This is a genomic window from Paraflavitalea soli (assembly GCF_003555545.1).
Classification (GTDB): domain Bacteria; phylum Bacteroidota; class Bacteroidia; order Chitinophagales; family Chitinophagaceae; genus Paraflavitalea; species Paraflavitalea soli.
Genome location: NZ_CP032157.1, coordinates 4,594,800 through 4,620,195, shown reverse-complemented (window position 1 = coordinate 4,620,195; position 25,396 = coordinate 4,594,800). Strand labels below are relative to the sequence as shown.

The following is a 25,396-nucleotide window of genomic DNA, read 5'->3' as shown; positions in this document are numbered from 1 at the left end:
TGAATTATATTTATACCAACCAATGCCTATGGAATTATTTCAGCGGCTTTGCCAGCTTGTCACATTATACCTTTTCATGGTACTCCCCGCCGGCGTCATGGCCCGGCAGCAGTTACCCCCATCCTTCAAAGGCTATTATGTAATGCCTTACAATGATGAAAACGGTTTACCCTCCAACGATGTGACCGGCTTTTTTGAAGACCTGAAAGGATATTGCTGGTTTACCACTCAGTTCGGCTTGATAAAATTTGATGGGAGGGATTTCCGGCATTTCTATACAGGCAATGTGCCTTCCCTTACCTCCGACAGACTGTATTCACTCAATGCAGTATCCCAAGACAAAGTATTTTTTGCCGATGAAAGTGCAGGCGTTCACGTTATTGACAGCAATGGCGCTATACTACCTGTGCCAGGGCTCAAAGCCCGTCATAATTTCCTGATGAGCCAGCATGGCTATATCCTCGACCTGCGGAAATATTTTGCAAGCAAAGAGGATTCTACCAGGATAATAACAGAGGTGCGTGCTTCAAAGCATTACTTGCCCATGCACGAATTTTACAGCGACGCCAATGGGGCAGCCTGGTTTGTAAGCGGGCACGATATCTCCTGGTTTAAGGATGGTTATTTCTCACCGGTAGATTACTACGACCTGGAAGACAGGGCCCATTTCTATATTCAAAACACCCTCTTTGCAATCGATTCCATAGGTGGAATACGCGTTTATCAGCATGGAAAAAAGACGGCTATTACCCTCTCTCTGCAAAAAATATTGCCTGCCTTTGCAGGGAAAAAACACATAGACTTAAACCAGCTCAGGTTTTGTTCCGACAGATCAGGTACTTTCCTCCAATGTAACAATAAGTTATACGCGCTTCAGTTTGATGGCCAGACTGTAACAGCCTCCCTGCTGTTGAAGGACCTGCCATTGCCCCTGGCCAGGCATATCTGTTATTCAGAGAGGTATAAACTATACTTCTTTCTAACCAGTACCAATGGATTTTATATCATCCGGGAACAACCCTTTGTTGTAAGGAGCTACAAAGAGGGGATGGAAAATAGTTTTGCAGCCACCCTCGAAATACAACCAGGTCAGGTATTTACTTCCAATGGTTTGCTGTTCTCAAAGGATACAGTCCAAAGGGTCTATAATTACAATCTCCAGGTATTTAATACCATGTTGAAAGACAGGGATCAGCACATCTGGTTTATGGGAGGGGATACCCTCTTTTGTATGAACAACCAGCTACAGGAGCAGAAACGATGGCTGGTGAAGGATACACACCTCAAAAGCCTGCAGCAGGATGATAAGGGCACCATCTGGTTGTGCACCAACAATGGCCTTGCCAGGATAGACAGTGGGCGCCTGAAAGTGCTGTATGCAGATTATACCCCGTTGGATCGTTCCCAGTGCATGTTCTTTTTAAATGATACCTGCATCTGGATCGGTACTACTGTAGGTCTTTTTGCCTACAATAAAAGAACCAATTCCCTGACCGCCATTCCCGAAATGGCCAAAAACTATGTACGCCATATATACCGCGCTAAGGACAGCTCTGTCTGGATCGGTACCTATGGCCAGGGGTTCTATACCTACAGGAATGGACGTTTTATTGCCTTGCCCCAGGACAGGAACCACAACCTGGCTACTGCCCATTGTTTTATGGAAGACGACAACGGTTTTTTCTGGATCCCAACCAACAAAGGATTGTTTCAGGCGTCAAAAGCCTCACTGGAAGCCTGGGTGCGTAACAATGAGCTGCAGGTATACTATCATTATTATGATAAGAATGATGGATTTGGCACCAATGAATTTAATGGCGGCAGCAGCCCCGTAGGCATCCGCTTGCAGGATGGCAGGTTTTCCCTTCCCTCCATGAAAGGCCTGGTATGGTTCGATCCCCGCCTGGTAAAGCCCATTTTACCCGTACAAGCCATTCACATCGACAAGATCATGGAAGATGCCCGCGAGATCAGCTACCAGGATAAACTCGTATTCCGGGCCGGCTCCAACAAAATGAGTTTCCGCATATCTTCCCCATTCTTTGGCAATAGCGACAATTTCTTTCCCGAATACAGGATCGCCGGAGTCGATAAACTATGGGCGCCCGTTCCTGCAGACAACACCATCGTTATCAATTTTCTTCCACCTGGTAACTATGCCCTGGAGGTCCGTCTGCGCAGTGGATTTGGTGCCCATGATTATACCAGCGCCACACTGCCATTTTTCATAACTCCCCATTTTTATGAAACCGTGGCTTTCAGGTTATTGCTATTGCTGATGCTGATCCTGCTCATCACAGCGGGTATTTATTCCCTCCACAAGCAGAAGGCCAAAAAAGCAAAGGAAAGAGAACTATACCTGGAGCAGCAGGTACAACAAAGAACACAGGAGCAGGCCATTACTGTGCAGCAATTGGAACACACCGTGGGAGAATTAAAAGTGTCGCAAGAAAGCCTTCACCAGAGCAACCTGTTGAAAGATAAACTCACTTCTGTGATCCTGCACGATATTCGTTCTCCCCTGCGGTTTATGAATATGCTCAGCAACCAGTTACACAATGCCCTGATAGCGGGCAACAATCAGTCGCTTACCAGCCTTACCGCGGAATTGAAAAAGTCGTCCGACCAACTCGATACCTTTACCAAAGAGTTCCTTATATGGCTCACCACCCAGCAGGAGGGGTTCAGGATGCGCTATGAACATGTATATGTGAAGGAGCTGTTCCAGGAGGCTGAAACATTTTTCCGTAATGTGCTCAACTGGAATAAGAACTCCCTGGAAATGGAGATAACAGCCGATATCAGTGCGTGGACAGACAAGCAATTGTTGAAAATAATATTGCACAACTTGGTAGATAACGCCAATAAACACACAGAGAATGGCCAGATCAGTTTAAAGGGGTACCTGGATGCGTCCGATCGATTGGTCATTAAAGTGGCAGACACCGGAGAAGGCATGACCTATACAGAATTGCAGGTGCTGCAAAGCCGGCTGGAAGATGAAAAGAACCTCTTTGCAACAGATAGCACCGGCAACCTGGGATACAGGATCGTACGCGATTTTGTGGCCCAGCTTAAAGGCCATATTGCTGTCGAAAGTATCTTTCAAAAAGGAACTACCGTGACCATTGTTTTTCCTCCCGGTCCCGATCATTAATGTAAGATTTCCTCTTTAACCCAAAATGGGTTGCCGGTCAGGCAACCCATTTTTACATGTTCGTACCCAACAGTTGCTAGCGGGCCAATATCATTTTTTTGGTATCCGTTACCTTGCCGTCTACGAGGAGGCTGTACAGGTAAGTACCTGAAGGCAGATCCCCTGCAGAAATGACTACTTGTTGATCTGTTTTGCCCGTTAAATTATATTGCTGTACCATTTTGCCTTGCAGATTAGCAATGATCAGGATCACTGATGTGGCAGCCACAGGTTGGTAATACTTGATCGTTGTCGATTTGCTAAAAGGATTGGGGCTGTTTTGCGATAAGGATTTATCGTCTGGTATGATCAGGCTGATACCTCCGTTTTTGATACCATTTACCTGGTTTTTTAATGCAGCCAGCTCTTCCTTCAGCAATACAATTTCTGCTAAGAGATTGTTGATGGAGAAAGCCGAACTATCTTCTTTTCGTCCACTACCGCGATAAACATTTCCATCCTTGTCAATCAACAACTGGTCGCCTGTGCCCGAAGGGAGATTTTGTAAACGAACCGTACCATTGGTATGAAAATTCGCCGTGGGTACGGCGCCATTTCCTATAGCATCTCCGGCGAGGTTGATACCCACCCTGTCCTGAGGGCTTATAACGATCATTCTCTTGCGGATCACGCCATTGCCAAAAGCAGGAGGAACAGAATGATTAGTAATGAAAAAGCAGGTGTCTTGTCCGATACCCGCATCATAGAAATTTATCCAGCCTGATGCCATAGATGGGCCCTGGTTAAAACGCAATAATCTTCCCATCGTCTGCCCTGCAGAATTTCCCCAGGTTTGATTAAGTATATTACCGTTAATGGTGAAAGGTATTATCGTGTCTACTACATCTTTTCCTGCAATTGTGAGATAGCTTGGTATAGTAGTAGAGCCCACTTCCAGGCCACCATATTGCCAGGAAGTAAGAGACACCCGAGGTATATTATTGCTCCTGAATAGCAAGGGTGTATTATCCGTTGTTCCAATAAAGTTAGTGGCTGGGTTGGTGCCTGCATTGCCCGTAAGTGACCAGTTTTGGGCTAGTAGAGGAAGGGCTGCTGCTTGCAATGCAAACAGGCAGATAATAGCACGAGTGCGTAATAAATTACTCATACAATTCAGTTTTATTTTTTTTGATAAGGTTACCTAAAACGAATGCTAAAATAGAGATAGCTGATAGTAGATAAAATGTATAGTTAATAGGCGTACCCTTTTCAGGAATAACTGCTGTATTTTGGGTAATAAGTGCTTTAAGATTGAGGCCGGATGCGGTCGAGGAATTCATCCCGTTTGCGGAATGAGACTTCCAGGCTTTGGCCATTGATCATTTCTACGTAACCACCCTTTCCTTTGTAGTATTTTTTTACATAGTTCAGGTTGATCAGGTGTGAATTATGAATCCTGAAAAAAATGGCGGGTGGTAATTTCCCCTCTATATCTTTCAGTGTGCCGGTTACGGTTATGCTTTTATCTTTAATGAAATCGATGTAGGTATACCTTCCTTTCGCGGTGCAGGTAACAATATCATCCACATTGTAGAGAGATAATCCCTGCTGGGTAGGCAATGCTATTTTGGAAAAAACAGCATGGTTGAGGTGAGGTGTGATAATGATGTTGGCGTTTCCACTGCCCTGTTTTCCCTGTATCCTTTCAATCGCTTTTTTGACAGCGGCCTGGAGATCATCAATGTCTATGGGTTTTAACAGATAATCCACGGCATTGACCCGAAATGCTTTGTGGGCATACTTTTCAAAAGCAGTAACAAAAATGATCTCAAAATCAATTTCCGGCAGCTGGTTAAGTACCTCAAAAGCATTGGTCTTATACAGTTCAACATCCAGGAATACCAGGGGTGGCTGCAGTTGTTGGATCATCTTCAGGGCTGATGCGCCATTGGTGGCTTCACCTTCGACGATCAATAAGGGGCAATATTCGCCGATCAGCTTTTTTAGCACGGCTATATTACGCGCCTCGTCATCAATTATGATACAGCTGATCTTGTTCATGATGTTTCATGTCGGTTACTGGTAAATGGGATTCCAATGGTTACAGCTGTGCCTGCAGCATTACCTGCTTCGTCTCTGAGGTCTTTTATATCGATTGTAATTGCAACCCCCGCATGGCTGTTGATCAAATTGATCCTTTCATTGGTCAATTGCATTCCTCTTGACTGATATTGCACCTGGCTGTCCTTTTTGGCTACCAGGGCAGCTTCCCTGCCTATTCCATTATCGGTTATCGTGCAATATAGCACGTTATTCGTTGTGGAAAAGTGAATGTCAATTTGTCCATCCGGGTTATCGCCGCTCCGCATACCATGCCAGGTAGCATTTTCTACGTAGGGTTGGAGCAGCATTACCGGCAGGGTAACGAGTTCGGGTTGAAGTTCCGGGCTAATTTGTAAACTATAGCTGAACATGTTTTTATGGCGCATTTGTTCGAGGCCCAGGTAGGTAGTAAGGTATTGAATTTCACTGGCCAATGTGGTGGACGAATGAAAGGAGTTGTCGAGGGTCTGGCGGATCAGGCTGGCAAATTTGGTAAGGTATTTATTGGCGCTGGCGATATCCTTGTCAATAATAAATTCCTGCACGGAGTTCATGCAGTTGAAAATAAAGTGTGGATTCATTTGGGACCGCAAGGCCTTTTGTTCCAATTCATGCAGTTGTTTTTCTACCACCAGCCTGGCAGCTTCTTTTTTACGAGCCTGGCGGTTCCTGTAAGCAACCACCAGCCAGGTAGCTGTAACAATCGTTATAATACAGCTAATAACAAACCAGGCTGTTTGCCAGAAAGGCGGCAATATGCTGAACAACTGCCTGTGGATACTACTGTTGATGCCGAATTTATTGGTGGCATATATTTCCAGTTCATGTTGCCCTGGTGGCAAGGATACGAACTCCAGGGAGGTTTGGCTAGTTGTCTTCCAGGTAGTATCTAAATTCTTTAACCGGTAGTTGTACACCACATTGCCGGCCGAAGAAAAAGAAATCGCCACAAAATTCAGTCGAATATTGTTGTTGCCGTAATCCAGCTGGATATTATCTGTAAGGGCTGTTTCTTTTCCGTTCAGGCTAATGCCAAGCATTTTAAGATCGCATACAGACGCAGGCAAGGCGTTGTTTTTATCAAAAACAGTGATCCCTTGCGGCGTGCCTGCATACACGGTATCGCCCACCACCAGTACGGCATTGATCATGTCCGATGCTACCCCATCCGCCAGGAAGTTGTCAACCCTGGCCAGGCCGGCATCAACCCGGATTCTGTTCAGGCCATTCGCTGTTCCGGCCCATATGTACTTTCCATCCATGGCCAGGCACCGGCTGGCATCGTTGCTGAGGCCATCTTCTACGGTGATGTGGTATTTTACCTGATTGTTCCTTAACCCTACCAGTCCTTTGCTATAGGTGGCTATCCAGATAGTGCCGTCCGCCCCCTCCTTAATAGCAGCAATGCGATTTTTTAAGAGGGGGGAAATGGAACCAAAATAGAATATCGATTTGTCGGGTTTCAGCAAATACAGGCCATCGGAAGCACCAAACCAGGTGGAATCGTTCCTGTACAGCAAACTGGTGGTTCTTCCCATCCAATATCGCTCAAATGTATCATTATCCAGCCGCAGGGAATAGAGGCTATTGGAGCCCGCCACCATCAGTTCCTGGTCATTTATAAAGGCCAAATCCTTGACAGTATTGATCCCGGTCACCTTTTTGATGGGTGAAAAGCCGTCGAACAGGAATACATAGAATTCCACACCTACTGCCATTACATTGTTTTTGCGGGCGATGCAATAAGCGGATCCTTGAAATGCCTGCTTAAATGCCTTGCTGAGCCATAGTGCCTGCAGCGAGTCCCTCCGCAGCCATTGCAGATAACCCATGTCCGAAGCAGCCCAGATCCCTTCCGGGCCAATTTCGAGATCATGAACGCCCAGGTTTTGCCCTTTGGCCACTTCATATTGCATATTCCTGAATGCGGTAGAACTAAGGTAATATACACCATCATTAAAGGTGGAGAACCATAGTCCCCCATCTTTGTCCATCAGGAACCTGCTGATATTTTTGTTGGGGAGGTACCTTTTTTCAACCTTTCCCTGCATTAAATTAAGGAGGTAGGTACCTTTTGCCGTATTAATGCAAATAATGCTGTCATTGACACAATAGAGTGAATTGACAGAAGGAACTGCCATGTTGTAATTGAGGTGATAGAAGGCTGACTGTACATGCAGACTATCCCGGGTTCTCTGCCAGCACCACCACTTATCAGTAAAGATAGTGTTATCGACGCCACCATAGCTGGTGGCAAGATTAGCCAGGAATGTATAGGATTGGGTATTGGTTTTGTACAAGTTATGCGTGTACATGGCAAAGTAACCGCCCGAACTGCTTTCGCTTACTTTGATCAGGGATCTTGGGGGAAATCCAGCAGCATAGGGAATAAGATGTAACGAATCATTTATGTCGATACGATAGATATGAGAACCGTCATAGACAATGACCTCTCCCTTTTTATTCTCAAATAGGGGGCCCACATAATCATCCAACACAATTCGCTTTAATAAAGGCGTATTCTGGGATGTATAAATTTTCCCTTTGTAGTAATAGCAAATAGAATTGGTAAATGGCGCCAGCCATATTCTTCCCCGGGAGTCCTCAAAGATGCGTACGATAGTATTATCGGGCAAGCCATCTTTAACCGTAAAGTTTTTAAAATGGGTACCATCAAACCGGCTGACACCTGTTTCGGTAGCAAACCAGATAAACCCTTCTGTGTCCTGGTACATATTGTAAACCGTGGAGCCTGCCAGGCCGTGCTGCACATCATAATTACGGTAATTATAATCCTGGGCAACTGCCCCCGCGCAAAAGCAGCAATAGTATAAAAGGAAATAGAGCAGGAGTTGTAAGCAGGGCTTCCTGGCAGCTACCCACAGGCGGTAGGCAACGTCTCTTCCCCGATCATACAATAAGGCAGCGGTCGATAATGGATGCATATATACCTGCCAAATGTACAGAAAAGAAGCTGACAGCTGGCAAGTGCTAATAAAAGAGGCCATCTCCTTGTTTTGCAAACAAGAGAGACAGCCTCTTTATCGTGGTAGGATTGCTTTTTCTATCCTATATGATCAATTTTAAAGTTTTAAAAATTAGAGTTGAATGAACAAGGTTACCGGCCGACGGCTGATCGCTAAAACTACCCTCCAAATCCTGACCATCGTCTCTCTTCGTATTCCGATCTCCATCTCACTGTAATAGGTGGCTGGCGTTCACCGGAGATGTCAATCGGTACAGAAACAATAATAGCCAGTGGCAATAGCCCTCAGCTGATAGTATAACCATCAGCCAACCAATAACTCACAAAACAACGGAACAAAACTCATCGCTCGAAGCTCGAGGCTCAAAGCTCGTAGCCTGTATTCCCAAGTGTTGCACAACACTTCTTCTTCTATCAACCATGCTTAGAGGCCCCGTCCACACAGTCGATCTGTTCACAACAAACATACAACACCGGTATACCCGTTTCCAAATTTAAAATGTCTGCTGTTGGCTGATTGTGGTTGTTTTGGCGTGAAACGGTTGTTTTTCTACACATTTTTAATCTTGTTATTAAAATTACCGGAGCAGCAAAATCAAATTTGCATTTGCCTAAGCCTATGTTTTATGTTTGCTATGAGCTATTGAAGGCTGTGATGACAGAGAAGGAAGCCTGGCAATGCCAAACCAACAAAAAGATCAGCCAGTTACCAACAGGAAGGAAAGTACAACGCACGGAGTAATCCTAAATTCTAAATCCCAAATCCTAAATCCGCATCCCTTCAGTATGGCTTCTCCATAGCTTCAGTATACCTTCAGTATGGATAGAGTATGCTAATAGCGACAAACGCCAAAACAGCCACTTTTCGCCGAGACTGGGAGGGCAGCTGGCGCCCCTGATACAAAAACACAGAAGTACCTTAAAACGAAACAAGGTGCCCCTTACTGTGGAAGCACCTTGTTTATTAAAGGATCTTTATTAAGACCAGGCTTGATTGTATTACGACACTTATTGAAGCCAGGGGGCCGGGGTGGGCCGCCTTATGCTCAGGGTGGGTCGCCTTTCAAAGGCGGCTCACCCTGAGCAGAGTAGCTTCTCGAAGTTCATCAGTAACCTGGATTTTGTTGCAGGTTAAAATTCCAGTCCAGCACACCCTGTGGTATCGGCAGGTACCGGTTTTTTTGTGCAAATCCCAACGGTCCCAGTTCCGGCATCGTCTTATGCCAGCGTGCCAGCGAAGAGAAGCGCATTCCTTCACGGGCCATTTCACGTTTCCATTCCTCCTGCACCGCCGTACGCAAGGTGGGTTGGTCCGTGGCCGTAATAGCAGCCAATCCTGCACGGGCGCGAAGCGGATTGATACGGTCCCTGACAACCGAAGATAGCTGTCCAAGTTCCACCGCCCCTTCTGCATTGATCAACAACATTTCCGCCAGGCGGATTTCAGGCAGAATAGTTCCCTTATTGAAAGTGAAACCCACTTCCGGACTGTTCAATTGATTCGAGGAGGCCCAGATCACTTCCGGGCTGGTCGTATTTGTAAATACTGTGTTGCCGCTGCCCAGCGAGCTATTATAATCATTAATGGCGCTGCTGGAAAGATCAAGCGCTTTCTGAAAACTTCCTTGTTGCAGGTTCAAACGTGCCAGTAATGCCTGGCAACCTGCTACAGATATTTTAGATCGGTGGCTGATAAGGTTGGCTGCCTGCAGGTCAGCCTTGGCCGACAGCAGTCCTTCAATAAAGGAGTAAGTTTCTTGTTGCGTTACCCGGGGCGTACGCAGCAATAGCCACTCTTGTGCAGGCAGGGAACCAAAATAAATGGTCAATTGCAAATAGGCATAGCTATTTTTACGTATACCAATTTATAAATTACATTTCCCCCATTTATGGTATTTTCACGCAGGCATTCCTATTTACGGTTGCATGCAAGACCCGAATAAATACCAGTTATTTCAACAGGCTTTCTATCAGTACTACGAACCGCTATGCCGGTATGCGTATACCCTGGTAAAGGAGTATGACTCCTGTGAAGACATCGTGCAGGAGACTTTTCTGCGGGTTTGGGAGAAAAAACAGGATTTGATCGGTACAGACAGCCTGAATTTCTATTTGTTTGGCGCCGTGCGCAACAATTGCCTGAGTTTCCTCGAAAAAAGACAAAAGCACATAATAAGTGAACTGCGGGGCGAAGAAGTGGCAGAAATGCCCATAGAGAAAAACCCTGCAATGGATACCGGAAAGGATTACCATGCCCTGTTGCAGGAGGCGATGGAAAACCTGCCCCCCAAGTGCCGGGAAGTGTTTGTACTGAGCCGTGTAAGCGACCTCACCTATCAACAAATTAGTGAAGCCCTGGATATATCTGTCAAGACTGTAGAGAACCACATGGGCAAAGCACTCAGGATATTACGGTCCTATATCAGGGGTAAGCAGGTTTGCCTGGCAGCCCTTGCTTTATTATTTCTTTTCTGAGCAGGGTAGGGGTATACGGCATTTTTATGTTATCTTAACAATAACCACAACAATGAGTCCAGGTGATCACATACTAAACCTTATTGCCAAAGAGCTTGGTGGCCGGGCTACTGCCGAAGAAAAACAGCAGTTACAGCAATGGCAGGCATTGGACCCTTCCAACAGGCAGGAATATGAAGAATTGGTTACCATGTGGAAGGAAAGTATGCGCCTCACCGCCGACCAGTCCTTTGATACCTCCCGGGCTTGGAGCAAGGTGGAAGCAGGTATGCAGCCTGTCGGGCAAAACCCGGCGCCCGCCCGCACCATCACCCTTTTCTCTTCCCTCTACCGCAAGCGCCTCGCCGTAGCGGCCGCCGTTTTAGCCATCTTTATTATAGGAGGTTACCTGTGGAATCACTACCGTACTTCCTGGCAGGAACTGGCAGCAGCCAATAATAACCAGTCACTACAGCTGCCCGATGGCTCCACCGTCCTGCTCCGGAAAGGCGCTACCATCCGTTACCCCCTTCATTTTGATGGCGAAGAACGCCTTGTCCGCTTGTCGGGAGAAGCCTATTTTAAGGTGCAAAGAAATGAACATCAACCTTTTGTTATAGTTACCGGCCAGGCTGCCGTAAGAGTCTTGGGTACCACTTTCGTAGTAAAAGCCAACAACGCAAGCGACGAAGTGATCGTAATGTCCGGAAAAGTGAGCGTTAGCAGCAAACACAAGGCCGGCAGACAGGTCGAGCTCTCTGCCGGGCAGCGTACCCTGTTACAAAATGATCAATTCCTGCAAAGCCAGGTCTCCGATTCCAATTTTATTGCCTGGAATACAGGCCTCCTTGACTTTAATCATACCCCCCTGGAAAAAGTGCTCCGGGAGATGCAGGATTACTATGAAGTGCCACTGGAAATTGACACTCAACAGAAAGCAGCCATCTCCGCCCTTACAGTTACCGTTCGCTTCAACAACCAACCAGTAGAACAGGCCCTGGAAGAGATCAGGCTGATTACGGGTTTGGCCATGAAAAAAGAAGACGGCAAAGTTGTATTTTATATGAAATAAATAGTTCCTTTGTTGGGTTTTCTGCACACGCCCCAACCATTTGAATTGCACAGGAACTACTGAATGAAAAGAGCCATTTGCATACTTGTCTTGCTATGCTGCTGTATGCATATGGCATGGGCGCAGAAGTCTGTTTTTGCCATACGTTCCTATATTCCTTCTTTTCAAAAAGCTACTGTTAAAGATTTTCTGGATGATATCAACCACAGCGGTAAAGTTGTCATTGAATATGCCTCCAATAACCTCGATACCGCAAAAGTAATATCCCTTACAGGTTTTCCCAATACACTGGGCGCCGTCCTGCAGCAGGTGCTCAAAGACCAGAATGTAAGCATACTGGAGAAAAACAATAAGATCATATTGATTCCCTCACCGGTCCCCCTGCCGGCCGACTTCTTCATTACCCACTATTCAATATATGGCCTTATCAAAGAGGCCATAAGTGGAGAGCCCCTGGCAGACGCTACCATCTGGCATCCTTCCCTCCAAAAAGGCAGCCTTTCCAATACATTTGGTCATTATACTTTAGTGTTGCCCGAAGGAAAACAGGTACTGTTCATCTCCTACGCAGGATACAATACCCGGAAACTGGAAGTAGACCTGAGCGAAAATACCAGGATCGACCTTACCCTCGAACCCAAAAGCAATATCCAGGCTGTTACTATTTCTGCCGAAAGCAAGCCTGGTCAAAGTGCCGAGAACATATCCCATGGTGCAGAAGCAGTGCAGGATATGTTCCTGGGTGAGCCCGATGCCATCCGTTCTCTCTACATGCAACCCGGCATTAAAAACATTCCGGAAATAACCAATGGCCTCCTCGTGAGAGGCGGCAGTCCCGATCAGAATGTTTTCCTGCTCGATGGTAATAAAGTATTCAACCCTACCCACCTCCTGGGTACCCTGTTTATCATCAATAAATCTGCTGTTAAAACACTCAATCTCTATAAAAGTAATTTCCCTGCCAGGTATGGTGGTGGATTATCTTCCGTTATCGACGTAGTTACCAAGGATGGCAATATGCAGCAATGGAAAGGTGAAGCCAATGCAGGTGTACTGGCAGGATCTTTCACCCTCGAAGGACCTATCAAAAAAGACCGTGCTGCCATCATGCTTTCTTTCAGGCATAGCTGGATCAACCCTTTATTGCATGTAATGAACTCGGGTATTGGCGTCAACTTTTATGACCTGAATGTTAAATACACCCAATGGCTGGGAAAGAAAGACAAACTGATGCTCCATGTATATGCGGGCCAGGATGATCTTACCCTTCACCGCGATTATACCAACAATGTACAACGCTGGGGAAACCGTACCGCCTCCCTGGGATGGAACAGGTTATTGGGGCCTAAAGCATTCATCAATACCTCTGTCAATTATAGCGAATACAAGAATATCGCAGGCTTCCGCTACAATTTATACGATAGTACCGGCGCTTCCATGCAAAACAGGGTCTACAACACGTACTCATCCATTGAGCAGATCAATGCACAGACCCGGCTGGAGTTCACCGCTTCCAACACCCTGCGGTTTATTACCGGCGCTAAAGCCAACTTTACAAAAGTGAGGCCCTTCGATTCCAATATATCCACCGAGTTTTTTGACAAGCCCGAAGATTTCACCGATTTTCCGCCCATCTCATTCCGCGAGCTCGTCTTCTTTCTTGAAAATGAGATCAGGCCTGATAAGGAATTCTTCGTGCGGCCAGGTATACACGTATCCCATTTCACCAACAATGGTTTTGATTATACTTCCTGGCAGCCCCGCTTGTACGCCACCTACAGGTTGGATAAACAGCACCAGCTTAATTTTTCCTACAACCACATGACCCAATACCTCCACCTGGTCACCAACCCCTACCTGGGTATCAATGGCGATGCCTGGGTGCCCAGTACCAGTTCCCTCGGGCCGGAGGAATCTGATATGGTAAACCTGGGATACACCTTCCGCAACAAGAAAAAGCTGATCCTGTCAGCCGAAGTGTATTACAAAGAACTGAGAAATGTGACCAATTATGTGGAAGGCAAAAACCTCTTCTTAAATACCGCCGACTGGGAACAAAATGTTCAAACAGGCAAAGGATGGTGTTATGGCCTGGAAGCTAAACTGGAGAAAACGGCCGACGATTGGTACTTTCAAATGGGATATACCCTTTCCTGGAATTGGCGTAAGTTCAAAGGCATCAACAATGATGAGAAGTTTCCCTTTAAATACGATCGCAGGCATAGCCTCAATGCGGCTGCTACCTACCACCTTAACAAGCATTGGAACTTCTCCACACTCTGGACATTCTCTACAGGAGATGTATTTACCTTGCCAGACAGGGGTTATCCTGATTTTGACGACGCCCAGCAGATCTTTAATCCCCTTTCACCCAAAGAATACCGGCTCATTTACCATTCATCTGCCATCAATCAATACCGTACCTTGCCTTATCATCGCCTGGATTTCGCGGCTACCTATGAACAACAGCATACCGCCCGGTTAATATCAAGGATCACCATGGGTATTTACAATATCTATGGATCGCCCAATCAATACGTGTATGACCTGGAAGGTACCATGGGAAAACGTTCGCTGGTGGTAACCACCCAATACCAGTTCTTTAAGATCACCCCTTATATTTCTTATACATTCGCTTTTTAAAACAATATGCATACAAGCCAATCACCAGTTCGTTTCAATCAGATACCCGGCAAAAACTGTTGGTGGCTGATGATCGTATTGCTATTGGCTGCTGTTGCCTGCAAAAAAGGTTTTACATCCAGCCAGTTTGAAGATGATCACCTGGTGGTATTGGCCGAAATATCTGCGGGCGATTCTGTTAAAGTACCCGTGGGGAAAACTATTAAGGTAGGCAGTGGCAGCCTCATAAGGTTTGAAAAAGTAAACGATGCTACCGTTACCCTCACCGAGGAAAAAAGCCGTACCTGGATATTGCAACCCAGCTATGCCTGGCAATATGCCTCCAATCCCACCACCATATTCACCAACAGGAAGCGGTTTAAGACCAACACCCATTATTCCATTGAGGTCAAGCATCCTACTATGGGCGTGGTAACCGGCTCCACCTATATTCCACCATTGCCCAAATGGACAGTGGTGGATACCAGCTATGAAACCCACCAGGGCAAAAAGGTATTGGCCGTCAGCATCACGTTTCAGGATCAGGCAGATAAAGATGACTATTACATTGTGGAAGGCGTCAAGGAACTCCTGAAACAGGGACGTTATTTTTACTACCGCGGGGTGCGGTATGATTATAATACACCTCAGGGAAAAAGCCTATACGAAACTGTCAAAAATACACCCGGCGTACAACTATTGAATGACACCATATCGATCAACAAATTCTTGCGCCTGGAACTCTTTACCCAGGATGCCAATACCGAAAATGCCCGGATCGACAACATCAACAACCCATTCCGCCGCCTGTTCTTAACAGACAAAACCTTCAACGGACAGTCATATACCATAAAATTCTATGTGGATCAGCAATTCTTTGTGGCCACCGAACCCCTTCAAAAAGGGCGTGTTCGCATTCAATTCAAGGCTGCCAGCAAAGAATTGTTTGATTACCTACTGGAATATGAGAAATACAAGTCCGATTTTGGTGCTATTCCTGCCAATCAGCTACCATCCCCCACAGGCAATATCAGCAAAGGCCTGGGTATTTTTGGCGGATCGGCCAGGCGCGAACGTATCTACTATTTCGACAAGCTTTGGTAAGCGTTGCTAATGTTAGCCTGAGCTTGTCGAAGGCGTCTAAAGCGTGGGTCGCCTTCAAAGGGCGGCTCACCCTGATCTACCAAAGCCCATCGAAGCATTCTCGATGCCTTTTTGCCTTGCTGCCTCGTTGCCTTTTTACCTTCCCCAAATTATTTTTTCCCCCTCCCATAGGGGTATCCTCTTAACGCCTGTTTTACTACCGTAAGTCCTAAATTTTATTCTTTTATGAACTATTCTCAGCTTTCGCCGGTAGCCGGAAGTATTCCGGGAATTGTAGTGCAGGTGCAAACCCCCACTCCCACAGAACTTAAAATAAGTGCCGTCATCATCACCTATAATGAAGAGAAGATCATTCGCAAAACCTTGTCACAACTGTATTGGTGTGATGAAATTGTGGTAGTAGACAGCTATAGCACCGACAATACCGTGGCCATTTGCCGGGAATTCGGAGCCGATGTATATTCCCGCACTTTCGACGGATATGGTTCCCAAAAACAATTCGCCATCTCGAGGGCTACCAACGACTGGGTGCTTTGTATCGACGCCGATGAAATTCCTACCGATAATTTGATCAGGGAAATAAGAAGTATTAATCCCAATACTGCCTACGCCGGTTTTTCGTTCCCCATGAACATGGTTTTCCTGGACAAAGAGTTCCACTACGGAAAAGAAAGCGGTCGCCATTTTATACGGTTATTTAACAGGGAAAAAGGCGGCGTCACAGCCGATAGGGTGCATGAAAGCTTTCATGTGGATGGACCCATCAAAAAGTTGGAACATACAATTCTGCATTATAGCTATACCAGCATCCATCAATGTATTGAAAAGCTTAACCGCTACTCAACCCTGTCTTCCGGGATATCCTATAGTAAAGGCAAAAATAAATCAGCCTTGGCTGTATTGTTCGGCCTGCCTTTTAACTTCCTTAAATATTACCTCCTGGAACGCAACTGCCTCAACGGAATGAAGGGATTCTATTGGTCAGTCTTTGCTTCCTACTATCATTTTTTGAAATATGTAAAATTGAAGGAATTGAAGCAGCCGGAAAAGAGACCTGTCATAATACCGGATACCGTGTACGCCTGATTAGTTGAACAACTTATCCCACATTCAAAAGAAGAACTTTGGATTTCGCTGCTCCGCATCCCTTGAGAGTTTTAATGTATCATAAGGTCTGTGCTCATGGAAATGCCGACCCCCTTACTGTTCCCGTCAATAGCCTGGAAGCCCAGTTGCAATATTTGAAACAGGAAGGCTATCATTCCATCGGCCTGAGTGACCTGGTAAACCATATCCTGATAAGTACACCCCTGCCTGAAAAACCCATTTTGATCAGTTTTGATGATGGTTACCGCGATAATTTTACCACCGCATACCCTCTTTTTGAAAAATATGGCATAAAAGCCAATATTTTCCTGGTGCCGGCTTTCCTTCGCCAGGAAGCCACCCGGGCCGGCCACGAAGCTTCCACCTACCTGCGCCTGGAAGATATCCAGGCCATGGATCCCGGTTTGGTAGAGTATGGCCTGCACTCCTTTGACCACAAAAGCTACAAGATCCTCGATAATGATGCCATCACAGCCGACCTGCTCCAATGCAAAAATGCCCTCACCGAAATGGGCATCTCTTTCCAGCCCTGCCTGGCTTTTCCCTATGGCGCTTACCCCAAAAAAGATGAAGCAAAGCGCCGGCAGTTCCTCTTAACCCTGGCCAATAGCCAGATCGTGGCTGCATTCCGCATCGGCAACCGCTTGAATGCCCTTCCCCTCAGACATCCTTTGCTTATTCAACGGCTTGATATACAGGGTGGAAACAATTTTAAAAAATTTACACGCCTTCTGCGCAAAGGAAAGACCTTGTTTGGGTAACTTTAGCCGATGGATCGAGACTTTTCTGCTTTTAACTCCTATTTCGAAAAGATTTATATACTCACCTTGCCCCGTCTGAAAGACAGGATTGAGCTTTTTACGCGCGAACTAAACGGCTTGAACTACGAAATTTTTTATGGAATAGATAAGGAAGAGATCAGCATGGAATCGATGAAGCAACAAGGCATATACGATTCGGCTGCGTATACAGGTATTTATAAGAAACAACCCGAAATGAATCCCGGCATGCTTTGCTGTTCATTGGGACATGTAAAAATTTATGAATCAATTATTGCCAATCAATACAACAGGGTGCTGATCCTGGAAGACGATGTTTTTCCAGTAGCAGAAAACCTGCCCCTTTTCCCACAACTCACCCAGGAACTGCCGGACGATTGGGAAGTATTTTACCTCGGTTATGAAGGCAACGAGATCTTCGGTTGGAAGCAAACCGTCAAGCGGTTGTACTATATGACATTCCCTTTCCATACTTCGTTGCGTTTGTCCAGGGCTATTTTTTCCAACTATTATCCCCGTCCTTTGTCAAAGCATATTGCCAAAGCTGGTTTTCATGATTGTACCCATGCTTATGGTGTTACCCTCGAAGGGGCCAAAAAACTATTGCAACAGCAAACTCCTGTAGTTTACAACGCCGATAACCTCCTGTCCTATGCCATCGCCTTGGAAAAAATAAAGGGATATATCACCATGCCCAAATTATTTAACCAGCGCACCGCCAGGTACGAAATTCGTTCCCTTACATCCTAGTATTCTCAATTTTGTAACATTTCGTATGGAGGTGTATTTGCCCCTTTAGGGGCTGCCGCTTTGTAGCAGGTGGTACGTATCAAAGGTGTATTTTGCCCCTTTAGGGGCAACCCTCAATCAGCTCGATTTTCGTACGATCAATTCCGTTTTCAATACACGGATAATCGATTTCCATTCCGATATATCACGGTTGATCTGGTCTACAAGCAACTGCGCCGCTGTATTGCCCATTTCTCTTACCGGTTGCGAAACTGTGGTGAGCGCCGGTTCTATCAATCCCGAAATATTATCATTGCTAAAACCTACGATCGCAATATCCCTGGGTACCTGCAGCCCTTTCTTCTTCACGATCTGCAGCGCTTCAATAGCCGTGGGGTCATTGATGGCAAAGATGGCATCAGGCGGATTGTCCAGCCGCAACAGGTGATTTACATAAATCTTCACCTTGGCAATGGTGAGATCGTAGGGAATGATCAGCTCCTCATCAATGGGAATATTGTATTTCTTCAATGCATCCCGGTACCCCCTTAATCTTTTTACACTGATCGATAAAGTATCAGGACCAGCCAGGTGAGCAATCCTTTTTTTCTTCCGCTTAATGAGATGCTCAACGGCGCGGAATGCCCCTTCATAATCATCTACCACTACCTTCGGCACATTCATGTCTTCACATACCCGGTTGAAAAAGACAATGGGAATACCCTTCCGTTCAAAAACTTTCAGGTGATCGAAGTTCCTCGTCTCTTTTGTGATCGATATCAGCAGGCCGTCTACCTGGTTGGCCAGCATGAGTTTTGTATTGGCTACTTCCGTTTCATAGGTTTCATTCGAATGCCCGATGATCACATTGTATCCTTCCTGGGCTGCTACTTCCTGGGCGCCCATGATCACCTGTGGGAAATAAGAACTGATAAACTCAGGAACAATGATGCCAATCGTGTTGCTCTTTTTATTCAGCAGGCTGATCGAAAGCATGTTCCGCGAGTAGTCCAGCTGATCTGCCAGTTCCAGCACAGCTTTGCGTGTCTTTTCACTTACACTGGGATGGCCCGTTAATACACGTGATACCGTAGATTTGGAGAGGTTGAGTTTTTGGGCAATGTCTACAATCGTTATCTGGTGGCGCTTCATTAATGGGGTTTTGACTATTAATGATATTTTAATTATCCGGATACAAAGAAACGATAATTTGCATCACAATGGGAATGTTCCCGTAAAATGGGAATGTTCCCACAATAAATAGACCGGTACTTTTTTTGTCTTCCTGTCCGTATTTGGCATTTTTGTTACAGAAGTTACGCCGTATGAAAAAAACACCGCCTGCAATTCATCTTGCCCTGTTGACTATTGTATTATTATTGATTGCTACCGGCTCCCGGGCCCAGAAAGCTCCTACAACACCCAAAGTTATTACCGGTAAGATCACCAACGCTACTACCAATGAACCACTGGAAGAGGTGACCGTTCAACTAAAAGGAAAGTCCGTCACTGCCGTCACCAACGAACAAGGTATCTACAGCATTAGCGTGGACAATGTACAAGGAGCCATCCTTGTATTTTCATTTGTAGGATATACAGAGAAAGAAGTAAAGCTGAATACCACTACCACCATCTACAATGTAAAGCTGGAGACCAATCTGAAGGATATGGAAGATGTGGTGGTCATTGGTTATGGAACCGTGCGTAAGAAAGACCTTACCGGATCGGTAGGTCAGGTAAAAGTAGGCGATATTAAAAAAGCCCCCGTAGCCTCATTTGAAGATGCACTCGGAGGGCGTGTGGCCGGTGTGCAGGTAGGCGCCGTAGATGGCCAGCCAGGCAGCAGTAACCTCATTACCATCCGTGGTGGCAACTCCATTACCCAAAGCAATGCTCCCTTATATGTTATTGATGGCTTCCCCGTCGAGAATCCCAGTAATAATACTTTCAACCCCGACGATCTTGAATCCATCGAAGTATTGAAAGATGCTTCCGCTACCGCTATCTATGGCGCCCGGGGTGCTAATGGTGTTATTATCATTACTACTAAAAAAGGCAAAGCCGGTGCCCCCGTGGTAACTTATAATGCCTGGTATGGTTTACAAAAAGAGATCAACCGCCAGGAGGTAATGAGTCCTTATGAATTTGTAAAATACCAATTGGAATTACTGCCTGCACAGTCTACAGCCCTGTACCTCGACAATGGAAAAACGCTCGACTACTACAGGAATGTCAAGGGCGTCAACTGGCAGGATGAGATATTCCGTACAGCACCCATGCAAAGCCACAGCGTGGCGGTGAGCGGTGGTAATGCCGGAACACGATATGCCCTGTCTGGTAATATACTGGACCAGGATGGTATTCTTATCAACAGCGGATTTCAACGGTACCAGGGAAGGATCGTACTGGATCAAACAGTCAATACAAAATTAAAAGTAGGCGTGAATATCAACTATTCATCATTGAAGACCACAGGACAGATCGCTACCAATGGTGGTGACAATGGTATCAATGCCTCTTCTTATTTGTTTTACAGCGCCTGGGGATACCGCCCGATTATGGGCGATTCACTGGGCGACCTGAATTTTGCTGATGCAGCTTTTGACCCTGATATTACCAACGCCTCCGACCTGCGCGTAAATCCCATCATTTCAGCTAAAAATGCTTACAATGTGGCTTTCACCAATGCCCTTTTTGCCAATGCCTACCTCGAATACAAGGTTATGAAGAATTTAACCTTGCGTGTAACTGGTGGTATAACGAGGAATGCAGTGCGCAGGGAGATTTTCTACAATACAAAAACAGCCGCTGGCAACCCACGTACCGTATATGGCGCTACCAATGGCGTGAACGGATCTGTTAACAATAATGTACTCAGTAGCTGGCTCAATGAAAACACCCTTACCTGGAACCAGCGTTTTAATAAAGACCATATACTAAATGTAGTGGGTGGCTTTACCTTACAGAAAACAAAGACCCTCATTGATGGTTTCTCAGCCAACAAAGTGCCCAACGAGTCCTTAGGTATCAGTGGCCTGGATGAGGGTACCCCCCTGGTAAATGTCTCCTCCGAGTCCGAGGCCGCCCAGGCTTCTTTTTTGGGAAGGGTCAACTACACCCTGTTTGGTAAATACCTCTTCACCGCTTCATTCCGTGCCGACGGTTCATCCAAGTTTGCCGATGGCAACAGATGGGGATATTTCCCTTCAGGCTCTGTCGCCTGGCGTATCAGTGAAGAGAGTTTCATGAAGAAGTTGCCGTTTGTGTCAGATGCCAAACTCCGCGTGAGCTATGGCATTACTGGCAATAACCGTGTTAGCGACTTCTCTTATCTTTCCGTGTTAAGACAAACCGGTTTCACCAATGGTAGTGGCAATACCACCCCGGGTTACTACTTTAATAATATACTGGTACCCGGTTCTGCACCCGTAGAAGTAGGTAATAAGGACCTGAAATGGGAACGTACCGCACAAACAGATGTGGGGCTCGATCTTGGATTCTTCAATAACCGCATAGGTCTTAGCGTAGATTATTATTATAAAAAGACCAGCGATCTGTTGCTCAATGCTAACCTCGCTTCTTCCACAGGTTACCTCACCGGGTATAAGAACATCGGTAAAGTATCTAACCAGGGACTTGAATTTACCCTGAATACCGTTAATGTTAACAGTAAGAATTTTACCTGGAGCACCAACTTTAATATTTCTTTCAACCGTAATAAGATATTGGAGTTGAATTATGATCAGCCAAGCATTACTACCCGGTTGCAGGGCTGGAATGATAACTTCAACAACTCCCTGCCTTACCTGGCCAAGCCTGGCATGCCTGTAGCTTTATTTTTAGGATACATCGCAGATGGTTTATACCAGGTAGATGATTTTAACAGACTGCCCAATGGCGCTTATGTGTTGCGGGAAGATGTTCCCAATAATGGCCAGGACAGAGCCGTTATCAAACCCGGCTACATTAAATATGTGGATATTAACGGCGATGGGGTAGTGAATGCCGATGATCAGACCGTGATTGGTAATCCCCTGCCTGTTCATACAGGCGGTTTCTCCAACAACTTCCGCTACCATAACTTCGACCTGAATGTCTTTTTTCAATGGTCATATGGTAATGACATCCTCAATGGCAACCGACTGGTCTTTGAAGGCTATGAGGGAAGGCAATACCTCAATATGTTTAAGTCCTTTGAAAACCGGTGGACCCCTGAAAATCCCCATACCAATATGCCTGTTGCCGGTGTAACCAGCCCCAATGTATATTCTACCCGCGTGATAGAAGATGGTTCTTTCCTGCGGCTGAAAACCGTTTCACTGGGCTATAACCTGCCGGCACCGGTATTGAAACGCATAAAAATTCAGGGTATCCGCGTATATGCCGCCGCACAGAACCTGGTTACCTGGACCAACTACTCAGGCGTAGACCCGGAAGTATCTGTAAGGAATTCCGCCCTTACCCCGGGCTTCGATTGGTCGGCTTACCCCAAAGCGAGAACTCTTACCCTGGGACTTAATGTAACATTCTAACGAATAAATGCCTAGTATATGAAAATCGTGAACCGTGGATCTATGATAGTAAATAAAAAGTCGGGAACTCAATCGGCCAAACAGCAGGTGCAATCGTCAACGCTCGCAGCTCGTAGCTCACAGCTCGCAGCTTTTACACTGCTGATCATAGCAGGCATACTACTTAATTCCTGCAACAAATTTCTCGATACCAAACCTACAGATTCTATTACACCAGATACATATTATAAAACGCAGGAAGACCTCAACAGGGCCCTTGCAGCCGTGTATGACAGGCTGGGCGACCGCCGCACCTATGGCAGCGCCCTGTATGGTTACCTGGCATTTAGTGATGAGTTTTACCTGAAAGGCCAGTTAACAGGTTATATGTCTAATACCATCGATCCATCTATGTTGGAGCTCAACCGTTGCTGGGAGGCATTGTATGTGGGGGTCGAACGTGCCAATATGTTGCTGGACTATGTGGATGGCGCTGCAGTAAGCGACTCTTCAAAGAATGAAGTAAAAGGACAAGCCCTGTTTTTAAGGGCCTTCTACTACTTTACCCTGGTAGATAATTTCGGCGCAATACCCCTGAAACTCACCTCTACCAAATCACCCACAGAACCCGCCCTCCCCCGTACACCCGTAGCAGACCTATACGCACAGATAGTAAAAGATCTGAAAGAGGCAGAGGGCCTGGTGAGGGATATTACTTATTATGGATACAATGGCCGTATTTCCAAAACAGCCGTACAGGCCATGCTGGCAAGGGTGTACCTGACCATGGCAGGTTATCCTTTGCATGATGAGGCGAAATATGCTGATGCACGTGCTTATGCAGAGAAGGTGATACAATCAAATATGCATGCTTTAAATCCCAGCTTCTCACAGATATTCATCAACCTCGCACAGGATAAATACGATATCAAAGAATGTTTGTGGGAAGTGGAATATTATGGCAACAACCAGGGTATCGTACGCGAAGGTGGTTATGTAGGATCCTGGATGGGTCTGTACTGTCCCAACGTGGATACCGGTTTTGCGTACGATTATGTACATGCTACCCGCAGGTTATACGACACCTATGAAGCCGGTGACCTCAGGAGAGACTGGACCATTGCGCCTTACCGCTTTGCGCCCAGCGGCACGGGAGGTAACCTGGTTAAGGTAACAAGAACCAATTGGAGCGCCACAGAGATCTACGAACGAAGTGCCGGGAAGTATAGAAGAGAATATGAAACCTTCAAGCCAAGGGACCAGGATTTTACCACCATCAATTTCCCGATGCTGCGATACTCAGATGTATTGCTCATGTTTGCAGAGGCAGAGAACCAGGTCAATGGCCCTACCCAGGCAGCCTATGATGCCATTAATATGGTGCGGAGAAGAGGTTTTGGAAAGCCAGTTGACATAGCTGATCCTGTTGCCGACCTCACTGCCGGACTGGCAAAGGTTGATTTCTTTGAAGCTATCCAGAAAGAACGTTTCCGGGAGCTGTCTTATGAGGGCATCAGAAAGCATGACCTCCTCCGTTGGGGCAACTATGTCTTTACCATGCAACAAATGCTGACGGAATACCAGACCAACATGCCAACCGCACTTTCACCTGCTGCTATAGGACAGGCAAGCAGGATAACATCCCGGAGCGTGTTATTTCCCATTCCCAACAGCGAAATAGCAGTGAACCCTAATATTTCACAAAACCCCGGTTGGTAATGTCGTTGAATTTAACTGTCAGCCTGAGCCTGTCGAAGGCGTCTAAAGGGTGGGTCGCCCTTTCGGGGCGGCTCACCCTGATCTAAAGAAGCCTGTCGAAGGCGGACTTGGTAAACTCAACACACCATCAATATTAATATGAACACAATGGCTATGAATAAGATCATTTCCTTTTTCAGCATATGCCTCCTGGCCATATCCTGTACCAAGCGGGACGAGATAAAGACACCTGCTTTTGATGTGACCACCAGTTCCACTACTTATAAAGTGGGAGATACCATTACTTTCAACTTTTCCGGCGACCCACAGAATATTGTTTTCTGGCCAGGCACACAAGGTCGTGTATATGAATACCGCGACAGGTTGTTTACCGTTGGCAACAAGCTGCTGGTAAAATTTAATACCTATCAGCAATTCGGCGTACGCAACAACCTGACCGTACTGGTATCCAACAATTTTAACGGTACCTACGATACGACCAATGTGAAAGCCGCCACCTGGACCGACATCACCAGCAGGGTAACACTCTCCCAGGGCGCCGATCAGGTGCAGTCTGGTACAGTCGATATGTCGGAGTTTACAGATGGCAACAAATCAGCCACCATTGCCTTTCGCTATATTACTACCAGTATCATGACCCAGAATAGGTGGGTGATCCGTACCTTCAATGCAGATAAGCAGGCGCCTGATGGTACGCTCACGCCAATGGCTGTTATGTCTACTGCAAACTGGAAGGCAGTGAGCTTCCAGAATCCCGCAGCAGTATGGTCAATCACCAGCGCACAGTTGCTGTTGCAGGGAAGCGCCAACGCGCTGGACGATGATTGGGTGCTTTCCATGAGCTTTAATCCCAATACCGCCTCGCCAGACAAGGGCATACCTATCAAGAACATCACTACCAATCTGAGCAAATATGCGGCTGTGGGAATTTTTACCACCCCCGGTACCTATAAAGTCGTATTTGAGGCTACCAACGCATCCTATGCCAATGATAAAGTAGAAAGTGCGCTGAAAGAAATTACGTTAACAATAACACCTTAACTGCTCATCACCCACCACTTGCTTCTTATAATC

The 25,396-nt window shown here is 46.1% G+C and carries 16 protein-coding genes; 11 read left to right on the top strand and 5 right to left on the bottom strand.

Annotated elements, in window-relative coordinates:
* Positions 1–28 precede the first annotated feature (28 nt).
* Positions 29–3,157: a ligand-binding sensor domain-containing protein gene (locus D3H65_RS17195; protein ID WP_162915688.1), complete on the top strand. Its 3,129-nt coding sequence runs from the start codon at positions 29–31 to the stop codon at positions 3,155–3,157.
* A 76-nt stretch (positions 3,158–3,233) separates the two neighbouring features.
* Here D3H65_RS17195 and D3H65_RS17190 read toward each other — a convergent pair whose 3' ends face one another.
* The 4 genes from D3H65_RS17190 to D3H65_RS17170 form a co-directional block, all read right to left on the bottom strand.
* Positions 3,234–4,304, bottom strand: a complete 1,071-nt coding sequence (locus D3H65_RS17190) for a T9SS type A sorting domain-containing protein (protein WP_119051485.1) — start codon at positions 4,302–4,304, stop codon at positions 3,234–3,236.
* Between the two features lie 137 nt (positions 4,305–4,441).
* Positions 4,442–5,197, bottom strand: a complete 756-nt coding sequence (locus D3H65_RS17185) for a LytR/AlgR family response regulator transcription factor (protein ID WP_119051484.1) — start codon at positions 5,195–5,197, stop codon at positions 4,442–4,444.
* A complete protein-coding gene (locus D3H65_RS17180) occupies positions 5,194–8,184 on the bottom strand; it encodes a sensor histidine kinase (RefSeq protein WP_162915687.1) in 2,991 nt (996 codons plus the stop codon). The genes D3H65_RS17185 and D3H65_RS17180 overlap by 4 nt, the downstream gene beginning before the upstream one ends.
* Before the next feature lie 1,147 nt (positions 8,185–9,331).
* Positions 9,332–10,060, bottom strand: coding sequence for a RagB/SusD family nutrient uptake outer membrane protein (locus tag D3H65_RS17170; RefSeq protein WP_162915686.1), 729 nt, complete (start codon positions 10,058–10,060; stop codon positions 9,332–9,334).
* A gap of 91 nt (positions 10,061–10,151) precedes the next feature.
* On the opposite strand from D3H65_RS17170, the gene D3H65_RS17165 reads away from it, so the two are divergent.
* From D3H65_RS17165 to D3H65_RS17135, 7 genes are all read left to right on the top strand, one after another.
* Positions 10,152–10,700 carry an RNA polymerase sigma-70 factor gene (locus D3H65_RS17165; RefSeq protein ID WP_119051480.1) on the top strand — a complete coding sequence of 183 codons (549 nt, stop codon included), beginning with the start codon at positions 10,152–10,154 and terminating at the stop codon, positions 10,698–10,700.
* 52 nt (positions 10,701–10,752) lie between these two features.
* Positions 10,753–11,751 carry a FecR family protein gene (locus D3H65_RS17160; RefSeq protein WP_119051479.1) on the top strand — a complete coding sequence of 333 codons (999 nt, stop codon included), beginning with the start codon at positions 10,753–10,755 and terminating at the stop codon, positions 11,749–11,751.
* Between the two features lie 105 nt (positions 11,752–11,856).
* The gene (locus D3H65_RS17155) at positions 11,857–14,394 is read left to right on the top strand and encodes a TonB-dependent receptor (protein WP_162915685.1); all 2,538 of its coding nucleotides are present in this window, start codon (positions 11,857–11,859) and stop codon (positions 14,392–14,394) included.
* 6 nt (positions 14,395–14,400) lie between these two features.
* A complete protein-coding gene (locus D3H65_RS17150) occupies positions 14,401–15,477 on the top strand; it encodes a DUF4249 domain-containing protein (protein WP_119051477.1) in 1,077 nt (358 codons plus the stop codon).
* A 225-nt stretch (positions 15,478–15,702) separates the two neighbouring features.
* Positions 15,703–16,563, top strand: coding sequence for a glycosyltransferase family 2 protein (locus D3H65_RS17145; RefSeq protein ID WP_119051476.1), 861 nt, complete (start codon positions 15,703–15,705; stop codon positions 16,561–16,563).
* Between the two features lie 74 nt (positions 16,564–16,637).
* Positions 16,638–17,345 (top strand): polysaccharide deacetylase family protein, encoded by a 708-nt coding sequence (locus tag D3H65_RS17140; RefSeq protein WP_119051475.1) that lies wholly within the window; start codon positions 16,638–16,640, stop codon positions 17,343–17,345.
* Between the two features lie 9 nt (positions 17,346–17,354).
* Complete coding sequence (locus tag D3H65_RS17135) at positions 17,355–18,113, top strand: glycosyltransferase family 25 protein (protein WP_119051474.1); 759 nt, start codon at positions 17,355–17,357, stop codon at positions 18,111–18,113.
* A 117-nt stretch (positions 18,114–18,230) separates the two neighbouring features.
* Here D3H65_RS17135 and D3H65_RS17130 read toward each other — a convergent pair whose 3' ends face one another.
* Entirely contained in the window at positions 18,231–19,244 is a 1,014-nt protein-coding gene (locus D3H65_RS17130) for a LacI family DNA-binding transcriptional regulator (protein WP_119051473.1), read from the bottom strand.
* A gap of 173 nt (positions 19,245–19,417) precedes the next feature.
* On the opposite strand from D3H65_RS17130, the gene D3H65_RS17125 reads away from it, so the two are divergent.
* From D3H65_RS17125 to D3H65_RS17115, 3 genes are all read left to right on the top strand, one after another.
* Positions 19,418–22,624 (top strand): SusC/RagA family TonB-linked outer membrane protein, encoded by a 3,207-nt coding sequence (locus tag D3H65_RS17125; protein WP_119051472.1) that lies wholly within the window; start codon positions 19,418–19,420, stop codon positions 22,622–22,624.
* Positions 22,625–22,642: 18 nt separating this feature from the next.
* Positions 22,643–24,322: a RagB/SusD family nutrient uptake outer membrane protein gene (locus tag D3H65_RS17120; RefSeq protein ID WP_245999520.1), complete on the top strand. Its 1,680-nt coding sequence runs from the start codon at positions 22,643–22,645 to the stop codon at positions 24,320–24,322.
* Positions 24,323–24,475: 153 nt separating this feature from the next.
* Positions 24,476–25,363: a DUF5017 domain-containing protein gene (locus D3H65_RS17115; RefSeq protein WP_162915684.1), complete on the top strand. Its 888-nt coding sequence runs from the start codon at positions 24,476–24,478 to the stop codon at positions 25,361–25,363.
* The last annotated feature ends 33 nt before the right edge of the window (positions 25,364–25,396 follow it).

Coding starts and splice junctions, on each gene's coding strand:
- D3H65_RS17195 (WP_162915688.1), top strand. CDS start 29: ATGGAATTATTTCAGCGGCTTTGCCAGCTTGTCACATTATACCTTTTC.
- D3H65_RS17190 (WP_119051485.1), bottom strand. CDS start 4,304: ATGAGTAATTTATTACGCACTCGTGCTATTATCTGCCTGTTTGCATTG.
- D3H65_RS17185 (WP_119051484.1), bottom strand. CDS start 5,197: ATGAACAAGATCAGCTGTATCATAATTGATGACGAGGCGCGTAATATA.
- D3H65_RS17180 (WP_162915687.1), bottom strand. CDS start 8,184: ATGCATCCATTATCGACCGCTGCCTTATTGTATGATCGGGGAAGAGAC.
- D3H65_RS17165 (WP_119051480.1), top strand. CDS start 10,152: ATGCAAGACCCGAATAAATACCAGTTATTTCAACAGGCTTTCTATCAG.
- D3H65_RS17160 (WP_119051479.1), top strand. CDS start 10,753: ATGAGTCCAGGTGATCACATACTAAACCTTATTGCCAAAGAGCTTGGT.
- D3H65_RS17155 (WP_162915685.1), top strand. CDS start 11,857: ATGCATATGGCATGGGCGCAGAAGTCTGTTTTTGCCATACGTTCCTAT.
- D3H65_RS17150 (WP_119051477.1), top strand. CDS start 14,401: ATGCATACAAGCCAATCACCAGTTCGTTTCAATCAGATACCCGGCAAA.
- D3H65_RS17145 (WP_119051476.1), top strand. CDS start 15,703: ATGAACTATTCTCAGCTTTCGCCGGTAGCCGGAAGTATTCCGGGAATT.
- D3H65_RS17140 (WP_119051475.1), top strand. CDS start 16,638: ATGTATCATAAGGTCTGTGCTCATGGAAATGCCGACCCCCTTACTGTT.
- D3H65_RS17135 (WP_119051474.1), top strand. CDS start 17,355: ATGGATCGAGACTTTTCTGCTTTTAACTCCTATTTCGAAAAGATTTAT.
- D3H65_RS17130 (WP_119051473.1), bottom strand. CDS start 19,244: ATGAAGCGCCACCAGATAACGATTGTAGACATTGCCCAAAAACTCAAC.
- D3H65_RS17125 (WP_119051472.1), top strand. CDS start 19,418: ATGAAAAAAACACCGCCTGCAATTCATCTTGCCCTGTTGACTATTGTA.
- D3H65_RS17120 (WP_245999520.1), top strand. CDS start 22,643: ATGAAAATCGTGAACCGTGGATCTATGATAGTAAATAAAAAGTCGGGA.
- D3H65_RS17115 (WP_162915684.1), top strand. CDS start 24,476: ATGAATAAGATCATTTCCTTTTTCAGCATATGCCTCCTGGCCATATCC.